Below are 14204 nucleotides of genomic sequence, written 5' to 3' on the forward strand. Positions count from 1 at the left end.
TCCACCCCGTGCCGCTCATGGTGCGAGGGAGCACCGGCGCCCCCGCCTCACCGGGCGTGGCGCCGTGCCGACCCGGCACCGGCGAGCGCCCGCACCCGACCCGCTCCGCCGGGCTCAACGCGGAGACCAGCGCTCGTTCTTCATGAGGTTGCCGAGGCCCGCCCAGGAGAAGTTCATCAGCGTGGTCGCCGCCTCCCTGGCCGTCATCCCGGACGTCTCGTTGACCCACCCGGCCAGCGACTCCGCCGCACCGGCGAGCGCCTGCGCGAGCCCGGCCACGTCCCGCTCGGCCAACTCCGGGTCGCGGTGCGTCTCGCGGTGCGTCTCCCGCGCCGCGGCCCCGATCAGCGTCCCGACGTACGCCACGATCTCCCCCCGCATCCGCGCCGCCTCCCCGGCGAACGGCTCCCCCTGGGTGCGCGCCTGCCGGTTCAGCACCGCCCAGCCGTAGGGGTGCTCGGCGGTGTGCGTGAAGAAGGCGAGCAGCCCGGCCCACAACTGCTCCTCGGCCGTCAGCTCCGGATCGACCGCACCGGCCACGGCCTCCAGCAACGCCTGTGCCTCGCGCCGGATGCAGGCGGTAAAGAGGTCTTCCTTGGAGTTCAGATACAGATAGACGAGCGGCTTGGAGACCCCGGCCAGCTCGGCGATGTCGTCCATGGACGCCGCCTGGTACCCCCGCTGCCCGAACGTCTGCACGGCAGCGTCCATCATCTGCCGCTCACGCACGGCGCGCGGCAGCCGCTTCGCCTTCGTGGCACCCACGTCGGACATCCTTCCACCCCCGGCTGGCTGACTCGCGGGGTAGAGCCTACGTCTCCTCGCGCCGGCCGGGTGCGGGCGAGGAGAGGCGGGCTTTTCGGAACGGGTCCCGGAACGCCGCGATGCCCGCACCCCCGAGGGGCACGGGCATCGCACTGCGGAAACGGTCAGGCCGTGACCGGGACCGGGACCTTCCGGTCGGTCTCGCGGGACTCGGGCTCGTCCACCGGGGACGAGGTGGCCGCGTTGTACTTCTCGACGTCCAGGATCTTCTCCCGGGCGGCGACCACGACGGGAACCAGCGCCTGGCCTGCGACGTTCGTAGCCGTCCTCATCATGTCCAGGATCGGGTCGATCGCCATCAGCAGGCCGACGCCCTCCAGCGGGAGGCCCAGGGTCGAGAGGGTCAGCGTCAGCATGACCGTCGCGCCGGTGAGGCCCGCGGTGGCCGCGGAGCCGACGACCGAGACGAAGGCGATCAGGAGGTAGTCCTGGATGCCGAGCTGAACGTCGAAGATCTGCGCGATGAAGATCGCGGCGAGCGCCGGGTAGATCGCGGCGCAGCCGTCCATCTTGGTGGTGGCGCCGAACGGGACGGCGAAGGAGGCGTACTCCTTCGGGACGCCGAGGCGCTCGGTGACCTTCTGGGTGACCGGCATGGTGCCGACCGAGGAGCGGGAGACGAAGGCCAGCTGGATGGCCGGCCAGGCGCCCTTGAAGAACTGGATCGGGTTGACCTTGGCGACCGTGGCGAGCAGCAGCGGGTAGACGCCGAAGAGGACCAGGGCGCAGCCGATGTAGACGTCGGCGGTGAAGGTCGCGTACTTGCCGATCAGCTCCCAGCCGTAGTCGGCGATGGCGAAGCCGATGAGGCCGACGGTGCCGATGGGGGCGAGGCGGATGACCCACCAGAGGGCCTTCTGCAGCAGCTCCAGGACGGACTCGGAGAGGTTCAGGATCGGCTGGGCCCGGTCGCCGAGCTTCAGTGCGGCGATGCCGGCGACGGCGGCCATGAAGACGATCTGCAGGACGTTGAGCTCGGTGAACGGGGTGATGACGTCGGTGGGGACGATCCCGGTCAGGAAGTCGATCCAGGTGCCCTCGCGCTTCGGCAGCTTGCCGTCCTGCGGGGTGAGGCCGGTGCCGGCGCCGGGGTTGGTGAGCAGGCCGATGGCGAGGCCGATGGCGACCGCGATCAGCGAGGTGATCATGAACCAGACGAGGGTCTGGGCCGCCAGCCGGGCGGCGTTGTTGACCTTGCGCAGGTTGGTGATCGACACCAGGATCGCGAAGAAGACGAGCGGGGCGACGGCCAGCTTCAGGAGCTGGACGAAGATGTCGCCGACCTGGCCGAGGGTCTCCTTGAGCCAGCTGATGTCCTGGCTGCGGGCGAGCCAGCCGAGCAGGACGCCGAGGACGAGACCGGCGACGATCTGGGCCCAGAAGGGGACCTTGGGTATGCGGGACGGGGACTTCGTCTCGGACGTGGTCGCGGACGCGGACACAGACACACTCCACAGGTGCGTATCGGGGTAATACGGGGACGGGGGTGCGGTACACACGCGCTCGGGCGGTACCGCTGCATGATGCCGGGGTCAGAGCTCGCGGCAACAGACCGCGGACATACAGCGGCACAGATCGACATGCAGGCGCGCCACGAGCGGGACGCTCACGGCATCGGGGAGGCGCACTGCGGTCTTCATGCCGAACACGTTAACACTTGAACTTTGAGAACCTCAAAGCACTTCTTTGGGGGTAGGACCCCGGCTCGGGCCTGGGAAACGAAGAACACCCCGATCAGGAGCCTTCGAAGCTCTCGATCGGGGTGTGCTCGTGTGGTGCTGTGAGGAACCTACGGCGGGCCGTGCGGCCGGCGGGGGCTCGTTACGCCGCGTCCTCCTGCGACCGGTTCGCCTCCAGGCGCCCCTTGGCGCGGTCGACCTTGGCGACGATCTGCGCCGACATCGCGTCCCGCTGCCGGCGCAGCAGCACGAAGCTGAGCGGCGCGGAGATCACGACGGAGAGGGCGAGGACCCAGAGGAGGTTGGAGTCGCCGAGGCCGCGCGGCAGGACGCCGAGGTAGACCAGGCCCCAGAGGGCGAGGAAGCAGCCGGCGAAGACGCCGAGCCGCATGAGGGTGTAGCGGAAGGTGGCGGCACCCGTCCCGTTCTCGGACACGACGGCCCCTTTCTCTGCTTGCCCGGCTGCACGGGAGTGCCCGGAGCGCTGGATTGCCCGACTAGTGAAGCACGCTACGAAATGGCGGGGTCCAGCGGGAGCAGCATGAGGATGTCGTCGCGGTCGTCGCCGTCGGCCACGCGGATCGCGCCGGGCACCCGTCCGACCTCCTTGTAGCCGCAGGAGGCGTAGAAGTGCTCGACGCCGGTGCCGCCGCGGCAGGAGAGCCGGATGGCGTCGATCCCGTCGAAGCCGCGGACCTCGCGTTCGGCGGCCGCCATGAGGTCGCGGCCGTATCCCTTGCCCTGGTGGGAGGGGTGGACCATGACGGTGTAGAGCCAGACCCAGTGCTTCATCAGCCGGTGGGTGTTGTACGCGACGAAGGCGGTGGCGGCGACGGTGCCGTCCCGCTCGAAGCCGACGACGACCCGCATCCGCCCCTCGGCCATGGCGACCAGGTGCTTGACCAGCTGGGGCCGCACCTCGTCGGGCGTGACCGGCGGCACGAAGCCGACGGCGCCGCCCGCGTTGGAGACGTCCGCCCACAGGCGCAGGATGCCGTCCCGCAGGGCGGGGGTGACCGGGGATCCAGCTCATAGGTAAGGGGCATGGAAAAAGATTAGCCATTACCTCCCGGCTCGCTCAAGAGCCGCGGGACCCGCCCGGGCAGAGGCGCAGGGCCACCCGGGCGGATCCACAGGACCCGCCCCGGCCGCCCGGGCGGCTCCGAAGGACCCGCCCCCCGCCCGCCGCCCCCGGCCGCGCGTCAGACCCGCATCGGCTGCGGCGACTCCCGGAGCCCGGCGTCCGGACCCGGGTACTCGCGGATGATCTCGTACCGCGTGTTCCGCTCCACCGGCCGGAAACCGGCGTCCCGGATCAGTTCGAGCAGATCGTCGCGGGTGAGCTTGTTCGGCGTGCCGTAGTTGTCGGCGTCGTGCGTGATCTTGTACTCGACGACCGAGCCGTCCATGTCGTCCGCGCCGTGCTGGAGCGCCAGTTGGGCGGTCTGGACGCCGTGCATCACCCAGAAGACCTTGACGTGCGGCACGTTGTCGAAGAGGAGCCGGGAGACCGCGAAGGTCTTCAGGGCCTCGGCGCCGGTCGCCATGGTCGTGCGCGCCTGGAGCTTGTTGCGGACCTTGCCGTCCTGCATGTCCACGAAGTCGTGCTGGTAGCGCAGCGGGATGAAGACCTGGAAGCCGCCGGTCTCGTCCTGGAGTTCCCGCAGCCGCAGCACGTGGTCGACGCGGTGACGGGGCTCCTCGATGTGCCCGTACAGCATCGTCGAGGGGGTCTTGAGGCCCTTCTCGTGCGCGAGGCGGTGGATCCGGGACCAGTCCTCCCAGTGGGTGCGGTGGTCCACGATGTGCTGCCGGACCTCCCAGTCGAAGATCTCCGCGCCGCCGCCGGTCAGGGACTCCAGGCCGGCCTCGATCAGCTCGTCGAGGATGTCCGAGGCGGACATGCCGGAGATCGTCTCGAAGTGGTGGATCTCGGTGGCGGTGAACGCCTTGAGCGAGACGTCCGGCAGCGCCTTCTTCAGCTCGGAGAGCGAGCGCGGGTAGTAGCGCCAGGGGAGGTTGGGGTGGAGCCCGTTGACGATGTGCAGCTCGGTGAGGTTCTCGCCCTCCATCGCCTTGGCGAGGCGGACGGCCTCCTCGATGCGCATCGTGTACGCGTCCTTCTCGCCCGGCTTGCGCTGGAACGAGCAGTACGCGCAGGACGCGGTGCACACGTTGGTCATGTTGAGGTGGCGGTTGACGTTGAAGTGGACGACGTCGCCGTTCTTACGGGTCCGGACCTCGTGCGCCAGGCCGCCGAGCCAGGCCAGGTCGTCGGAGTCGTAGAGGGCGATCCCGTCCTCACGGCTCAGCCGCTCACCGGCGCGGACCTTCTCCTCCAGCTCGCGCTTGAGCCCAGCGTCCATGAACGGCCGCCTCCCATGTATCAATCGTCAAACAGGCTCCACCACCGTACTCCCCCGCCCTCCGGCCGAGGTGACCCCCATGGAGGCTCCGTGTCGCTCCCCCGGGAAGCTCCGCGTCGCCCGGCCACGGCGGGCCCGGTGTCACTCCTCCTCGGGGAGGTCTCCGACCCGGTTCTCCCACTTGGTGGAGAGGACGATCGTCGTACGGGTCCGGGAGACGCCCTTGGTGCCGGAGAGGCGGCGGATCGTCTTCTCCAGGCCGTCGACGTCGTTGACCCGCACCTTGAGCATGTAGGAGTCGTCGCCGGCGATGAACCAGCAGTCCTCGATCTCGGCGAGGTCCTTCAGCCGGCGCGCCACGTCCTCGTGGTCGGCGGCGTCGGAGAGGGAGATGCCAATGAGGGCGGTGACGCCGAGGCCGAGCGAGGCGGCGTCGACGGTGGCGCGGTAACCGGTGATGACGCCGGCCGCCTCGAGACGGTTGATGCGGTCGGTGACGGAGGGGCCGGAGAGCCCGACGAGCCGGCCGAGCTCGGCGTACGAAGCCCTGCCGTTCTCGCGCAGAGCCTGGATGAGCTGCCTGTCCACGGCGTCCATGAGTATGAAGCCTTCCATTGTCCAGCGATACCGCGAGTTAAGTATGAAATCTAAGGTACACAGGATGTATCACCCTGCGATCTTTCAAGCGTGGCGATCTTTCACCCGTGACGAAGCGTAAGGAAGAGCGCCGAAGCGCGAGCGGGCGGGAGCGGGTGGCGGCGGGGCGGCGGGCTCCGGCCGGCCGGGGGCTAGTCGGGGCGGGAGGCCCCTCCGAGCTCTCCCTCCCAGCGGCGGTACAGCCGGTGGGGCACCCCCGCCGCGTCGAGGACCCGCCCGGCGACGAAGTCCACCAGGTCCTGGATGTGCGTGGCCCCCGCGTAGAACGCCGGGGACGCGGGCAGCACCACGGCGCCCGCCTCGTCCAGCGCGACCAGGGCCTTGAGCGTCTGCCCGCTCAGCGGGGTCTCCCGTACGGCCACCACCAGCGGCCGCCGCTCCTTGAGCGTCACGCTCGCCGTCCGCTGCAGCAGGTCCTTGGAGAGGCCCAGGGCCACGCCCGCGACCGAGGCGGTCGAGGCCGGGACGATGAGCATGCCCTTCGCCGGATACGACCCCGACGAGGGGCCGGCGGCCAGGTCCCCGGCCGCCCAGTACCGGACGTCGCCCAGGTCGAGCGCGTCCCCCGCGAAGGTGTCCGGCTTGCCGTCGGCGCCCCGGGCCAGCCACGTCGCCAGGTCCTCGCGCCAGTGCGCGTCCCGGAACGCGATCCCCGTCTCGTCGAGCAGCGTCAGCCGCGACGCCCGCGACACGACCAGGTCGACGCTCTCCCCCGCTGCGAGCAGCCCCCTCAGCACGGCGGCGGCGTACGGGGTCCCCGACGCGCCGGACACCCCCACCACCCAGGGACGACGCTGCTGTTCCTCTACCGGCTCCACACCCACGAGCCTATCCGGCCCGCCCGGCACGGAACTGAGTAAGGTGGCCCGGACGTTTCCGGGGGGAAGCGCACGACCGCAGGGGGGCTGCGATGACCGACCCGCACACCCGTCGCTGGACCTCCGCCGACCGGGGCAAGGCCGCCGGCAAGATGATGCTCGTCTGGGTGGCCGCCCTCTGGCTGCTCGAAGCCGTCGACCACGCCACCGGCCACGCCCTCGACGCGTACGGCATCGTCGCCCGTGACCCCGACGGGCTCGGCGGGATCATCACCGCCCCGTTCCTGCACTTCGGCTTCGACCACGTCGCCTCCAACAGCGTGCCGCTGCTGGTCTTCGGCTTCTTCGCCGCCCTCGGCGGCATCCGCCGCTTCCTCGCCGTCTGCGCCCTGATCGTCGTCGCCGACGGCCTGGGCGTCTGGCTGCTCTCCCCGACGGACTCCATCACGGCGGGCGCCTCGGGCCTCGTCTTCGGCCTCTTCGGCTATCTGGTGATCCGGGGCTTCGTGGAGCGCAGGATCCTCGGCATCGCCGTGGGCGTGACGATCGCCGCGATCTGGGGCGGCACCATGCTCCTCGGCGTGCTGCCCAGCGACAGCGCGGTGAGCTGGCAGGCCCACCTCGTCGGCCTGGTGGCCGGCGTGGGCGCGGCCTTCCTCTTCCGCCCGGCCGACCGCAGCCCGGCCCTCACCCCCTGAGGCTCGGCCCCCGAGGCCCTAGACCGTCAGGCCGCGCACCATCAGGTCGAGCAGCGCGCACACGAAGAGCGAGATCCCGATGAAGCCGTTCGTGGTGAAGAAGGCCCGGTTCAGCCGGGACAGGTCGTGCGGCTTCACGATCGTGTGCTCGTAGCAGAACGCCACCACCACGATCACCAGGCCCGCCCAGAAGAACAGCCCCGCCTGTGTGAGCAGCGCGTACCAGACGAGCAGCCCCGTCGTCACGACCGCCGAACCCCGCGCCCCCCAGAGCGCCGCCGGGATACCGAAGCGCGCCGGGACCGACTTCACGCCGTGGGCGCGGTCGGCCTGGACGTCCTGGCAGGCGAAGATCAGGTCGAAGCCGCCGATCCAGACCCCGACCGCGAGGCCGAGGACGACCGCGTCCCAGGACCACTCCCCGGTCACCGCGATCCAGGCTCCGATCGGCCCCATGGCCTGGGCGAGTCCCAGGATCGCGTGCGGGAAGTCCGTGAACCGCTTCCCGTACGGATAGATCACCATCGGCACGACGGCGAGCGGCGCGAGCGCCAGGCAGAGCGGGTTGAGCAGCGCCGCCGACCCGAGGAAGACGACGACGGCGATCCCCGCGCCGGTCCACGCGGAGCGCACGGAGACGGCTCCGGTGACCAGTTCCCGGCCGGCCGTACGCGGGTTCCGGGCGTCGATCTCCCGGTCGATGATCCGGTTGCAGGCCATCGCGAAGGTCCGCAGACCCACCATGCAGACGGTGACGAGCAGCAGCGTGACCCAGTGGACGCTCCGGTCCAGCCGGAACATCGCCGTGAGGGAGGCGATGTACGCGAAGGGCAGCGCGAAGACCGAGTGCTCGATCATCACCAGCCGGAGGAAGGCCTTCGTGCGTCCGGGGGCCGGGACGGCGGCGGCGGCGCCGGTCACAGGCCGTACTCCTTCCAGCGCCGGTCCACGAGGGCCGCCGTCGCCGGGTCGGACTCGACCATGTCCGGCCAGCCGCCGTCGCGGGTGTAGCCCTCCTCGGGGAGCTTCCTGGTCGCGTCGATGCCGGCCTTGCCACCCCAGAACTGCTGGTAGGAGGCGTGGTCGAGGTGGTCCACCGGGCCCTCCACGACGGTGAGGTCGCGGGCGTAGTCGGTGTTGCCGAGCGCGCGCCAGGACACCTCGTGCAGGTCGTGGACGTCGCAGTCCTTGTCCACGACGACGATGAGCTTGGTCAGCGACATCATGTGCGCGCCCCAGATGGCGTGCATGACCTTCTGCGCGTGCTTCGGGTACTTCTTGTCGATCGAGATGATCGCGCAGTTGTGGAAGCCGCCCGACTCCGGCAGGTGGTAGTCGACGATGTCCGGCACGATGATCTTGAGCAGGGGGAGGAAGAAACGCTCCGTCGCCCGCCCCAGCGGCCCGTCCTCGGTCGGCGGCCGGCCGACCACGATCGACTGGAGCAGCGGGCGCTTCCGCATCGTCACGCAGTCGATCTTCAGCGCCGGGAAGGGCTCCTGCGGCGTGTAGAAGCCGGTGTGGTCGCCGAAGGGGCCCTCCGGCAGCATCTCGCCCGGCTCCAGCCAGCCCTCGACGACGACCTCGGCGTGCGCCGGGACCTGGAGCGGGACCGTCTTGCAGTCGACCATCTCGATCCGCTTGCCCTGCACGAAGCCGGCGAAGAGGTACTCGTCGATGTCGCCGGGCAGCGGCGCCGTCGAGGCGTACGTCACGGCCGGCGGGCAGCCGAAGGCGATGGCGACCGGCAGCCGCTCGCCGCGCTCGGCGGCCACCGCGTAGTGGTTGCGGCTGTCCTTGTGGATCTGCCAGTGCATGCCGATGGTGCGCTTGTCGTGCCGCTGGAGGCGGTAGAGACCGAGGTTGCGCACGCCGGTCTCGGGGTGCTTGGTGTGCGTGAGGCCGAGGTTGAAGAAGGACCCGCCGTCCTTGGGCCAGGTGAAGAGCGCGGGCAGCGCGTCCAGGTCGACGTCGTCGCCGGTGAGGACGACCTCCTGGACGGGGGCCTGGTCGGACTTCACCTTCTTCGGCGGTACGTGGACCATCGAGCCCAGCTTGCCGAAGGCCTCCCGGACACCGACGAAGCCGTGCGGCAGCTCGGGCTTGAGCAGCCCGCCGATCTTCTCGCCGATCTCGGCGTACGACTTCAGACCGAGCGACTTCAGGAGCCGCCGGTCCGTGCCGAAGACGTTCATCGCGAGCGGCATGGCGGAGCCCTTGACGTTCTCGAAGAGGAGCGCCGGGCCTCCCGCCTTGTTCACCCGGTCGACGATCTCCCCGACCTCCAGGTACGGGTCGACTTCGGCCTTGATGCGCTTGAGGTCGCCTTCGCGTTCCAGGGCCCTGAGCAGCGAGCGGAGATCGTCGTAAGCCATAGGGGTCAGTATCCGCCACCGGCTAGGCTGGGCTCGTCACCGGGGCCGTCGAAACGGGCCCCGCCATTGCTTCCAGGGGGCTGTCCCACATGCTCAGGGCACTGATGTACATCCTGCCGCTGGCGCTGACGATCTACGCCTTCATCGACTGCCTCAACACCCCCGAGGACGAGGCCAAGCACCTGCCCAAGGTCGTCTGGGTCATCATCATCCTGCTGTTCTGGATCGTCGGACCGATCGTCTGGTTCGCCGCCGGCAAGACGCGCCGTGCCCGCGCCGGAGGCCGGACGCCCTCCGAGTGGCACCGCGAGCACCGCTCGGAGTGGGTCGCCCCCGACGACAACCCCGACTTCCTCGCCTCCCTCCGCGAGGAGAACCAGAAGGACGAGGCCGTCCTCAAGGACTGGGAGGCGGACCTGCGCCGCCGCGAGGAGGAGCTGCGCAAGCGCGAGCAGGGTGACGAGGGCGAGAAGTCCTGACATGGAGTTGCGGCTCCTGGCCACCTTCGAGAAGGTCGCGACGGTCCTCTCCTTCACCCGCGCCGCCTCCGAGCTGACGTACGCCCAGTCCAGCGTGACCGGCCAGATCCGCTCCCTGGAGGACTCCCTCGGGGTGGAGTTGTTCGAGCGGCTGGGCAGCCGGATCCGGCTCACCGAGGCGGGCGAGCGGCTGCTGCCGTACGCCCGCCGGATGCTGGAGCTCTCCGAGGAGGCGCGGGCGGCGGTCGTGGCGGCCGACGAGCCGTCGGGGACGATCGCCGTCGGCACGATGGAGTCGCTGACCTCCTACCGTCTGCCGCCGCTCCTGGAGCTCTTCCACCACCGCTATCCGCGGGTGCGGCTGACCCTGCGCCCGACGCTCGGCGACGAGACCCGGCAGGCGCTGCGCCAGGGGACGTACGACATCGGTTTCCTCATGGAGCCGGAGACCGCCCACGCGGGCCTGGAGAGCGAGGTCCTCGCGGCGGAGCCGCTGGTGCTGGTGGCCGCGCCTGGCAGTCCGCTGGCCGGGCGGGCGGGGCTGACCGGCGCGGATCTCGCGGCGGCGCGGCTGGTCGGCACGGAGCCGGGCTGCCCGTACCGCGACCTCTTCGAGGAGGAGCTGCGGCAGTGGGCGCCGCCGTTCATGGAGTTCGGCACGATCGAGGCGACCAAGCGGGGGGTGGCGGCGGGCCTGGGGATCGCCCTGCTGCCCCGGGTCGCCGTCTCCGAGGAGCTGGCGTCCGGGGCGCTGGTGGCGCTGGACTGGGAGCCGCCGTTCACGCTGTTCACGCAGATCGCGTGGCGGCGGGGGAAGCGGCTTCCGGCGCATGTGCGGCTGTTCGTGGAGCAGGCGCGGCGGCTGGTGTCCGAACAGCGAGGGTGACCTTGAGGCTGGCGAGGACGATCAGCGGGACGCCGAGCGCCTGGACGAGGCCGATGTGGTGCCCGTACACCGCCCAGTCGGCGACCATCGCGACGGCCGGGTAGGTGAAGGCGAGCACGGCGATCTTGGCGGTGGGCAGCTTCTGGTAGGCCGCGTACATCAGGACGTACATCAGGCCGGTGTGGATCAGCCCGAGGCCGACGAGCCAGCCCCAGCCGCCGCCGAGCCGGGAGGCGGCGCCGAAGTCGGCGAAGGGCAGCAGCAGGGGAAGGCCGACCAGGACCTGGATCAGGGCGATCAGGTGGGGCCGGACCCCGGTGATCCGCTTGGTGACGATCGTCGACAGCGCGTAGAGCACGGCGGCGGCGAGGGCGAGCCCGAGGCCCTTGAGGGAGGCGGTGTCCCCGGGGCGTATCCCGGAGACGAGGACCAGCCCCACGAACGCGACGGCGAGCCAGCCGACCTTGCCGGCGGTGATCCGCTCCCGGAACAGCACGGCGCCGAGGACCACCAGGAAGAACGGCTGGGTGTGGTAGACGACGGTGGCGAAGGAGATCGAGGTGGCCTCGTACGCCTCGAAGAGGAACACCCAGTTGAAGACGATGAAGACCCCGCCGAGGGCGGCGAGCCCGAAGGTCCTCGGGGTGAGGCCGTGCCCGGTGAAGTACCCGCGTGCCAGGCTGTACGCCCCGAGGGCGACCGCCCCGAAGAGGCACCGGAAGAACACCACGTCGAAGGGCGAGGCCCCGGACTCGACGACGAAGATGCCGAGGGTGCCGGAGAGCACCATGGCGAGGGTGAGTTCGAGGGTTCCCCTGGTTTCGTTTCGCATGCCCATGACGCTACGAAGGGGGACGGGGGCGGTCCACGGGCCAGTGGGGCGTCCTGCCGATGGGGGCATCGGCGGAGCCGATGAGCCGTGCGGGGCGTCACGTAGGGGGCGCCGGATGGCACGGGCAGTCGCACGGGAGGTGGCGCACTCCCGGTACGTCCGTCTCGCGCGGCACGCCGTCCCGGCAGCGGTCGTGGCGGCCGACGACGCAGCGCGGGGAGCGGAACTCCGGCTCGGGATCAGCCGCGAGGGCCCGGGTCGTAAGGGACGCGCTCAGCGCCCACCAGCCGTCGCCCGCGCGGTCGCGGTGCTGGCCGTCGTGTCCCGCGTCGAGGACGCAGACCGCACCGGCCCACACCGGCCGCACCACCTCCCCCACCGCGAACACGGACCGCCGGATACCGCAGCGGCTCATCCGGCGCTCCCGGCGTGGATGTTCCGCTGGTCGACGTCCACACCGACCGTGGCCAGCCACAACGCCCGTCGGCGCCTGCGCTGCGCGCGTGCGGCGGCCCCCGGCAGGTAAGGGCGCTCCAGCGGCGAGCGTGCGCCGTCGAGGAGCGTCGCCTGCTCCCGGGCGTAGGGAGAGCGGCGGGCGGGCGCGGCGCGATGGCGTGGTGCCGGAGGGGGCGGCAGCGCGGCGGCGCGGAGAAGGGGGCGGGGGCAAGGGCGGTGCCTGCCGGTGGGGGGCAGCGCCAGCATGAGCAGCCAGAGGACGACCGGGACCCAGGCCCGGCCCAGCACGCGCGCGATAGGGTTCCGCACGTCATCAACTCCTGTGTCAGTTGGTGGCCATGCCCCGGGACCGTTCCAGCGGTCGCCGGGGTCTTGCGTCCGCCCAAACGTAGACGCGTGATGCACAGTGATGCATCACTGTGTAGCTAGAGCCACCCCATCGTGTATTTGTACGACTATCTACTGTGGAACGATGAGCCTTGATCCGCAGTCGGCACGCCCGCTCTACACGCAACTGGCCGATGTGATCGCAGCGAAGATCACCTCCGGGGAATTCGCCCCGGACCGGATGATCCCCACGCCCGGCCGCCTCTCCGAGGAGTACGGCATCGCCGTACTGACCGCCCGCCGCGCGATGCGGGAGCTGCGCGAACGCGGACTGATCGTCACCGTGCCGGGCAAGGGCTCCTACGTCCTGCCCACCCCTGGAAAAAACCACTCGCCCGCCGACGGGTGACACCCCCACCCCACCGGGAAAGATCCCCCCGTGGACCTGGAACTCGCGCGGCAATGGCTCGGCACCGCCCTCGGTGAGGCGCGGGCCGGGCGGGGCGAGGGCGGGGTTCCCATCGGGGCCGCGCTCTACGGCGCCGACGGGACGCTGCTCGGGCGTGGGCGCAACCGGCGGGTGCAGGACGGGGACCCCTCCGCGCACGGGGAGACCGCCGCCTTCCGGGCGGCCGGCCGGCAGCGTTCGTACTGGGGGACGACGATGGTGACGACCCTCTCCCCCTGCTGGTACTGCTCCGGGCTCGTCCGGCAGTTCGGGATCTCCCGGGTGGTCGTCGGTGAGGCCCGGACCTTCCACGGTGGTCACGAGTGGCTGGAGGAGCACGGGGTCGAGGTCCTCGTGCTCGACGATCCGGAGTGCGTCGCTCTCATGCGGGAGTTCATCGCCGCCCGTCCGGAGCTGTGGAACGAGGACATCGGCCACGAGTGAGACGCGCCGTCCGGCACCGGCCCGGCTCCGCCCGTCCGGCGGAATAGCCCTGGCCACAGGGAGGTTGGAAGCGTGGCACCCACCGATTCCCCCGGTGGCGGCCGGGCGACCAGTCCGCCGGCGGCCGGGGGTCCGAGCCCGGAGCGGACATGACCACGGACACGCCTGCCACAGCAACGATCTCCGTCACGACCGGCGCGAAGCCCACGACCGACGCGCCGCGGCCCACGACCACGCCCGCCCCGACCGGCGCCACGACCGGCGCCCCCTCCGCCGCGCCGGGCCGCTCGTTCCTCTTCGTCCTCGGCAGCTCACGCTCCGACGGCAACACCGAGATCCTCGCCCGCGCCGCCGCCGCGCATCTGCCCCCCGGCACCCCGCAGCGCTGGGTGGACCTGAACCGGTTGTCGCTCCCCGACTTCCAGGACGGGCGGCACGAGACCACCGGGTGGCCCTCCGAGGGGGACGAGGAGCTGCTGAGGCAGGCCACGCTGGAGGCCACCGACATCGTCATCGCCTCGCCCCTGTACTGGTACACCGTCTCCGCGCAGACCAAGCGCTACCTCGACTACTGGTCGGGCTGGCTGAACGTGCCCGGCTCGGACTTCGCGGAGCGGATGGCGGGCCGGACCCTGTGGGGCGTGACGGCCATGGCGCACGACGAGCACGTCGTCACCGACGGCCTGACGACCACCCTGCGCTTCTCGGCGGCCTACCTGCGGATGCGCTTCGGCGGAGTCCTGGCCGGAACCGGCTCCCGCCCCGGCCGGGTGCGCGCCGACGAGGAGGCGATGCTCCGCGCCGAGACCTTCTTCCAGGGCGAGACCCCCCTCGCCGTCTTCCCGTACGAGCGGGAGACCGCCGGAGTCTGACCCCCGCCCCACCCGTCCCGGCCGCCCCCGCTTCCCCCACGG

Annotated in this window: 17 protein-coding genes and 1 pseudogene; 6 read left to right on the top strand and 12 right to left on the bottom strand. The window is 71.0% G+C overall.

The features are described from left to right. Positions 1 to 114: 114 nt before the first annotated feature. The 7 genes and pseudogenes from ACFZBD_RS30710 to ACFZBD_RS30740 all read right to left on the bottom strand — a co-directional run bounded on the left by ACFZBD_RS30710 (position 115) and on the right by ACFZBD_RS30740 (position 6345). A complete protein-coding gene (locus ACFZBD_RS30710) occupies positions 115 to 765 on the bottom strand; it encodes a TetR family transcriptional regulator (RefSeq protein ID WP_391145969.1) in 651 nt (216 codons plus the stop codon). 164 nt (positions 766 to 929) lie between these two features. After that, the gene (locus ACFZBD_RS30715; protein ID WP_391145971.1) at positions 930 to 2267 is read right to left on the bottom strand and encodes a cation:dicarboxylate symporter family transporter; all 1338 of its coding nucleotides are present in this window, start codon (positions 2265 to 2267) and stop codon (positions 930 to 932) included. Between the two features lie 379 nt (positions 2268 to 2646). Further along, on the bottom strand, positions 2647 to 2895 hold the full coding sequence (locus ACFZBD_RS30720) for a DUF4229 domain-containing protein (protein ID WP_391146150.1): 249 nt from the start codon (positions 2893 to 2895) through the stop codon (positions 2647 to 2649). A gap of 119 nt (positions 2896 to 3014) precedes the next feature. Beyond that, a pseudogene (locus ACFZBD_RS30725) lies at positions 3015 to 3550 on the bottom strand (GNAT family N-acetyltransferase). Positions 3551 to 3706: 156 nt separating this feature from the next. Beyond that, positions 3707 to 4870, bottom strand: coding sequence for an aminofutalosine synthase MqnE (mqnE, locus tag ACFZBD_RS30730; protein WP_391145973.1), 1164 nt, complete (start codon positions 4868 to 4870; stop codon positions 3707 to 3709). Positions 4871 to 5011: 141 nt separating this feature from the next. Continuing rightward, on the bottom strand, positions 5012 to 5467 hold the full coding sequence (locus tag ACFZBD_RS30735; protein WP_391146152.1) for an Lrp/AsnC ligand binding domain-containing protein: 456 nt from the start codon (positions 5465 to 5467) through the stop codon (positions 5012 to 5014). A gap of 191 nt (positions 5468 to 5658) precedes the next feature. Then, a complete protein-coding gene (locus ACFZBD_RS30740) occupies positions 5659 to 6345 on the bottom strand; it encodes a UbiX family flavin prenyltransferase (protein ID WP_391145976.1) in 687 nt (228 codons plus the stop codon). Positions 6346 to 6437: 92 nt separating this feature from the next. Here ACFZBD_RS30740 and ACFZBD_RS30745 point away from each other — a divergent pair, with 92 nt between their 5' ends. Continuing rightward, a complete protein-coding gene (locus ACFZBD_RS30745; protein ID WP_391145977.1) occupies positions 6438 to 7043 on the top strand; it encodes a rhomboid family intramembrane serine protease in 606 nt (201 codons plus the stop codon). Between the two features lie 18 nt (positions 7044 to 7061). Here the strand turns inward: ACFZBD_RS30745 and mqnP are convergent, their stop codons facing one another. Then, positions 7062 to 7964: a menaquinone biosynthesis prenyltransferase MqnP gene (gene mqnP / locus ACFZBD_RS30750; RefSeq protein WP_391145979.1), complete on the bottom strand. Its 903-nt coding sequence runs from the start codon at positions 7962 to 7964 to the stop codon at positions 7062 to 7064. Then, a complete protein-coding gene (locus ACFZBD_RS30755; RefSeq protein WP_391145981.1) occupies positions 7961 to 9418 on the bottom strand; it encodes a menaquinone biosynthesis decarboxylase in 1458 nt (485 codons plus the stop codon). Before ACFZBD_RS30755 ends, mqnP begins: the two co-directional genes overlap by 4 nt. A gap of 89 nt (positions 9419 to 9507) precedes the next feature. On the opposite strand from ACFZBD_RS30755, the gene ACFZBD_RS30760 reads away from it, so the two are divergent. Then, positions 9508 to 9897 carry a PLDc N-terminal domain-containing protein gene (locus tag ACFZBD_RS30760; protein ID WP_391145984.1) on the top strand — a complete coding sequence of 130 codons (390 nt, stop codon included), beginning with the start codon at positions 9508 to 9510 and terminating at the stop codon, positions 9895 to 9897. A 1-nt stretch (position 9898) separates the two neighbouring features. Further along, complete coding sequence (locus ACFZBD_RS30765; protein WP_391145987.1) at positions 9899 to 10783, top strand: LysR substrate-binding domain-containing protein; 885 nt, start codon at positions 9899 to 9901, stop codon at positions 10781 to 10783. On the opposite strand, the gene ACFZBD_RS30770 is transcribed toward ACFZBD_RS30765, so the two are convergent. From ACFZBD_RS30770 to ACFZBD_RS30780, 3 genes are all read right to left on the bottom strand, one after another. After that, entirely contained in the window at positions 10686 to 11615 is a 930-nt protein-coding gene (locus ACFZBD_RS30770; RefSeq protein ID WP_391145990.1) for an EamA family transporter, read from the bottom strand. The two genes, ACFZBD_RS30765 and ACFZBD_RS30770, sit on opposite strands and share 98 nt — an antisense overlap. 97 nt (positions 11616 to 11712) lie before the next feature. Then, complete coding sequence (locus tag ACFZBD_RS30775; protein WP_391145992.1) at positions 11713 to 12030, bottom strand: hypothetical protein; 318 nt, start codon at positions 12028 to 12030, stop codon at positions 11713 to 11715. Further along, entirely contained in the window at positions 12027 to 12380 is a 354-nt protein-coding gene (locus ACFZBD_RS30780) for a hypothetical protein (protein ID WP_391145994.1), read from the bottom strand. The genes ACFZBD_RS30775 and ACFZBD_RS30780 overlap by 4 nt, the downstream gene beginning before the upstream one ends. A 163-nt stretch (positions 12381 to 12543) precedes the next feature. On the opposite strand from ACFZBD_RS30780, the gene ACFZBD_RS30785 reads away from it, so the two are divergent. The 3 genes from ACFZBD_RS30785 (at position 12544) to ACFZBD_RS30795 (ending at position 14162) form a co-directional block, all read left to right on the top strand. After that, positions 12544 to 12807 carry a GntR family transcriptional regulator gene (locus tag ACFZBD_RS30785; RefSeq protein WP_391145997.1) on the top strand — a complete coding sequence of 88 codons (264 nt, stop codon included), beginning with the start codon at positions 12544 to 12546 and terminating at the stop codon, positions 12805 to 12807. Positions 12808 to 12837: 30 nt separating this feature from the next. After that, complete coding sequence (locus ACFZBD_RS30790; RefSeq protein WP_391146000.1) at positions 12838 to 13290, top strand: deaminase; 453 nt, start codon at positions 12838 to 12840, stop codon at positions 13288 to 13290. Between the two features lie 149 nt (positions 13291 to 13439). Continuing rightward, positions 13440 to 14162 (top strand): NAD(P)H-dependent oxidoreductase, encoded by a 723-nt coding sequence (locus tag ACFZBD_RS30795; RefSeq protein ID WP_391146003.1) that lies wholly within the window; start codon positions 13440 to 13442, stop codon positions 14160 to 14162. Positions 14163 to 14204 lie beyond the last annotated feature (42 nt).

Origin of the sequence: Streptomyces sp. NPDC008121, assembly GCF_042957155.1 — a bacterium.
In the GTDB taxonomy this organism is placed as follows: domain Bacteria; phylum Actinomycetota; class Actinomycetes; order Streptomycetales; family Streptomycetaceae; genus Streptomyces.

Excerpts from the sequence above, each read along its gene's own strand:
- ACFZBD_RS30720 (WP_391146150.1), bottom strand. The coding sequence starts at position 2,895 with ATGCGGCTCGGCGTCTTCGCCGGCTGCTTCCTCGCCCTCTGGGGCCTG.
- mqnE (WP_391145973.1), bottom strand. The coding sequence starts at position 4,870 with ATGGACGCTGGGCTCAAGCGCGAGCTGGAGGAGAAGGTCCGCGCCGGT.
- ACFZBD_RS30735 (WP_391146152.1), bottom strand. The coding sequence starts at position 5,467 with ATGGACGCCGTGGACAGGCAGCTCATCCAGGCTCTGCGCGAGAACGGC.
- ACFZBD_RS30745 (WP_391145977.1), top strand. The coding sequence starts at position 6,438 with ATGACCGACCCGCACACCCGTCGCTGGACCTCCGCCGACCGGGGCAAG.
- ACFZBD_RS30755 (WP_391145981.1), bottom strand. The coding sequence starts at position 9,418 with ATGGCTTACGACGATCTCCGCTCGCTGCTCAGGGCCCTGGAACGCGAA.
- ACFZBD_RS30760 (WP_391145984.1), top strand. The coding sequence starts at position 9,508 with ATGCTCAGGGCACTGATGTACATCCTGCCGCTGGCGCTGACGATCTAC.
- ACFZBD_RS30765 (WP_391145987.1), top strand. The coding sequence starts at position 9,899 with ATGGAGTTGCGGCTCCTGGCCACCTTCGAGAAGGTCGCGACGGTCCTC.
- ACFZBD_RS30770 (WP_391145990.1), bottom strand. The coding sequence starts at position 11,615 with ATGCGAAACGAAACCAGGGGAACCCTCGAACTCACCCTCGCCATGGTG.
- ACFZBD_RS30775 (WP_391145992.1), bottom strand. The coding sequence starts at position 12,030 with ATGAGCCGCTGCGGTATCCGGCGGTCCGTGTTCGCGGTGGGGGAGGTG.
- ACFZBD_RS30785 (WP_391145997.1), top strand. The coding sequence starts at position 12,544 with ATGAGCCTTGATCCGCAGTCGGCACGCCCGCTCTACACGCAACTGGCC.
- ACFZBD_RS30795 (WP_391146003.1), top strand. The coding sequence starts at position 13,440 with ATGACCACGGACACGCCTGCCACAGCAACGATCTCCGTCACGACCGGC.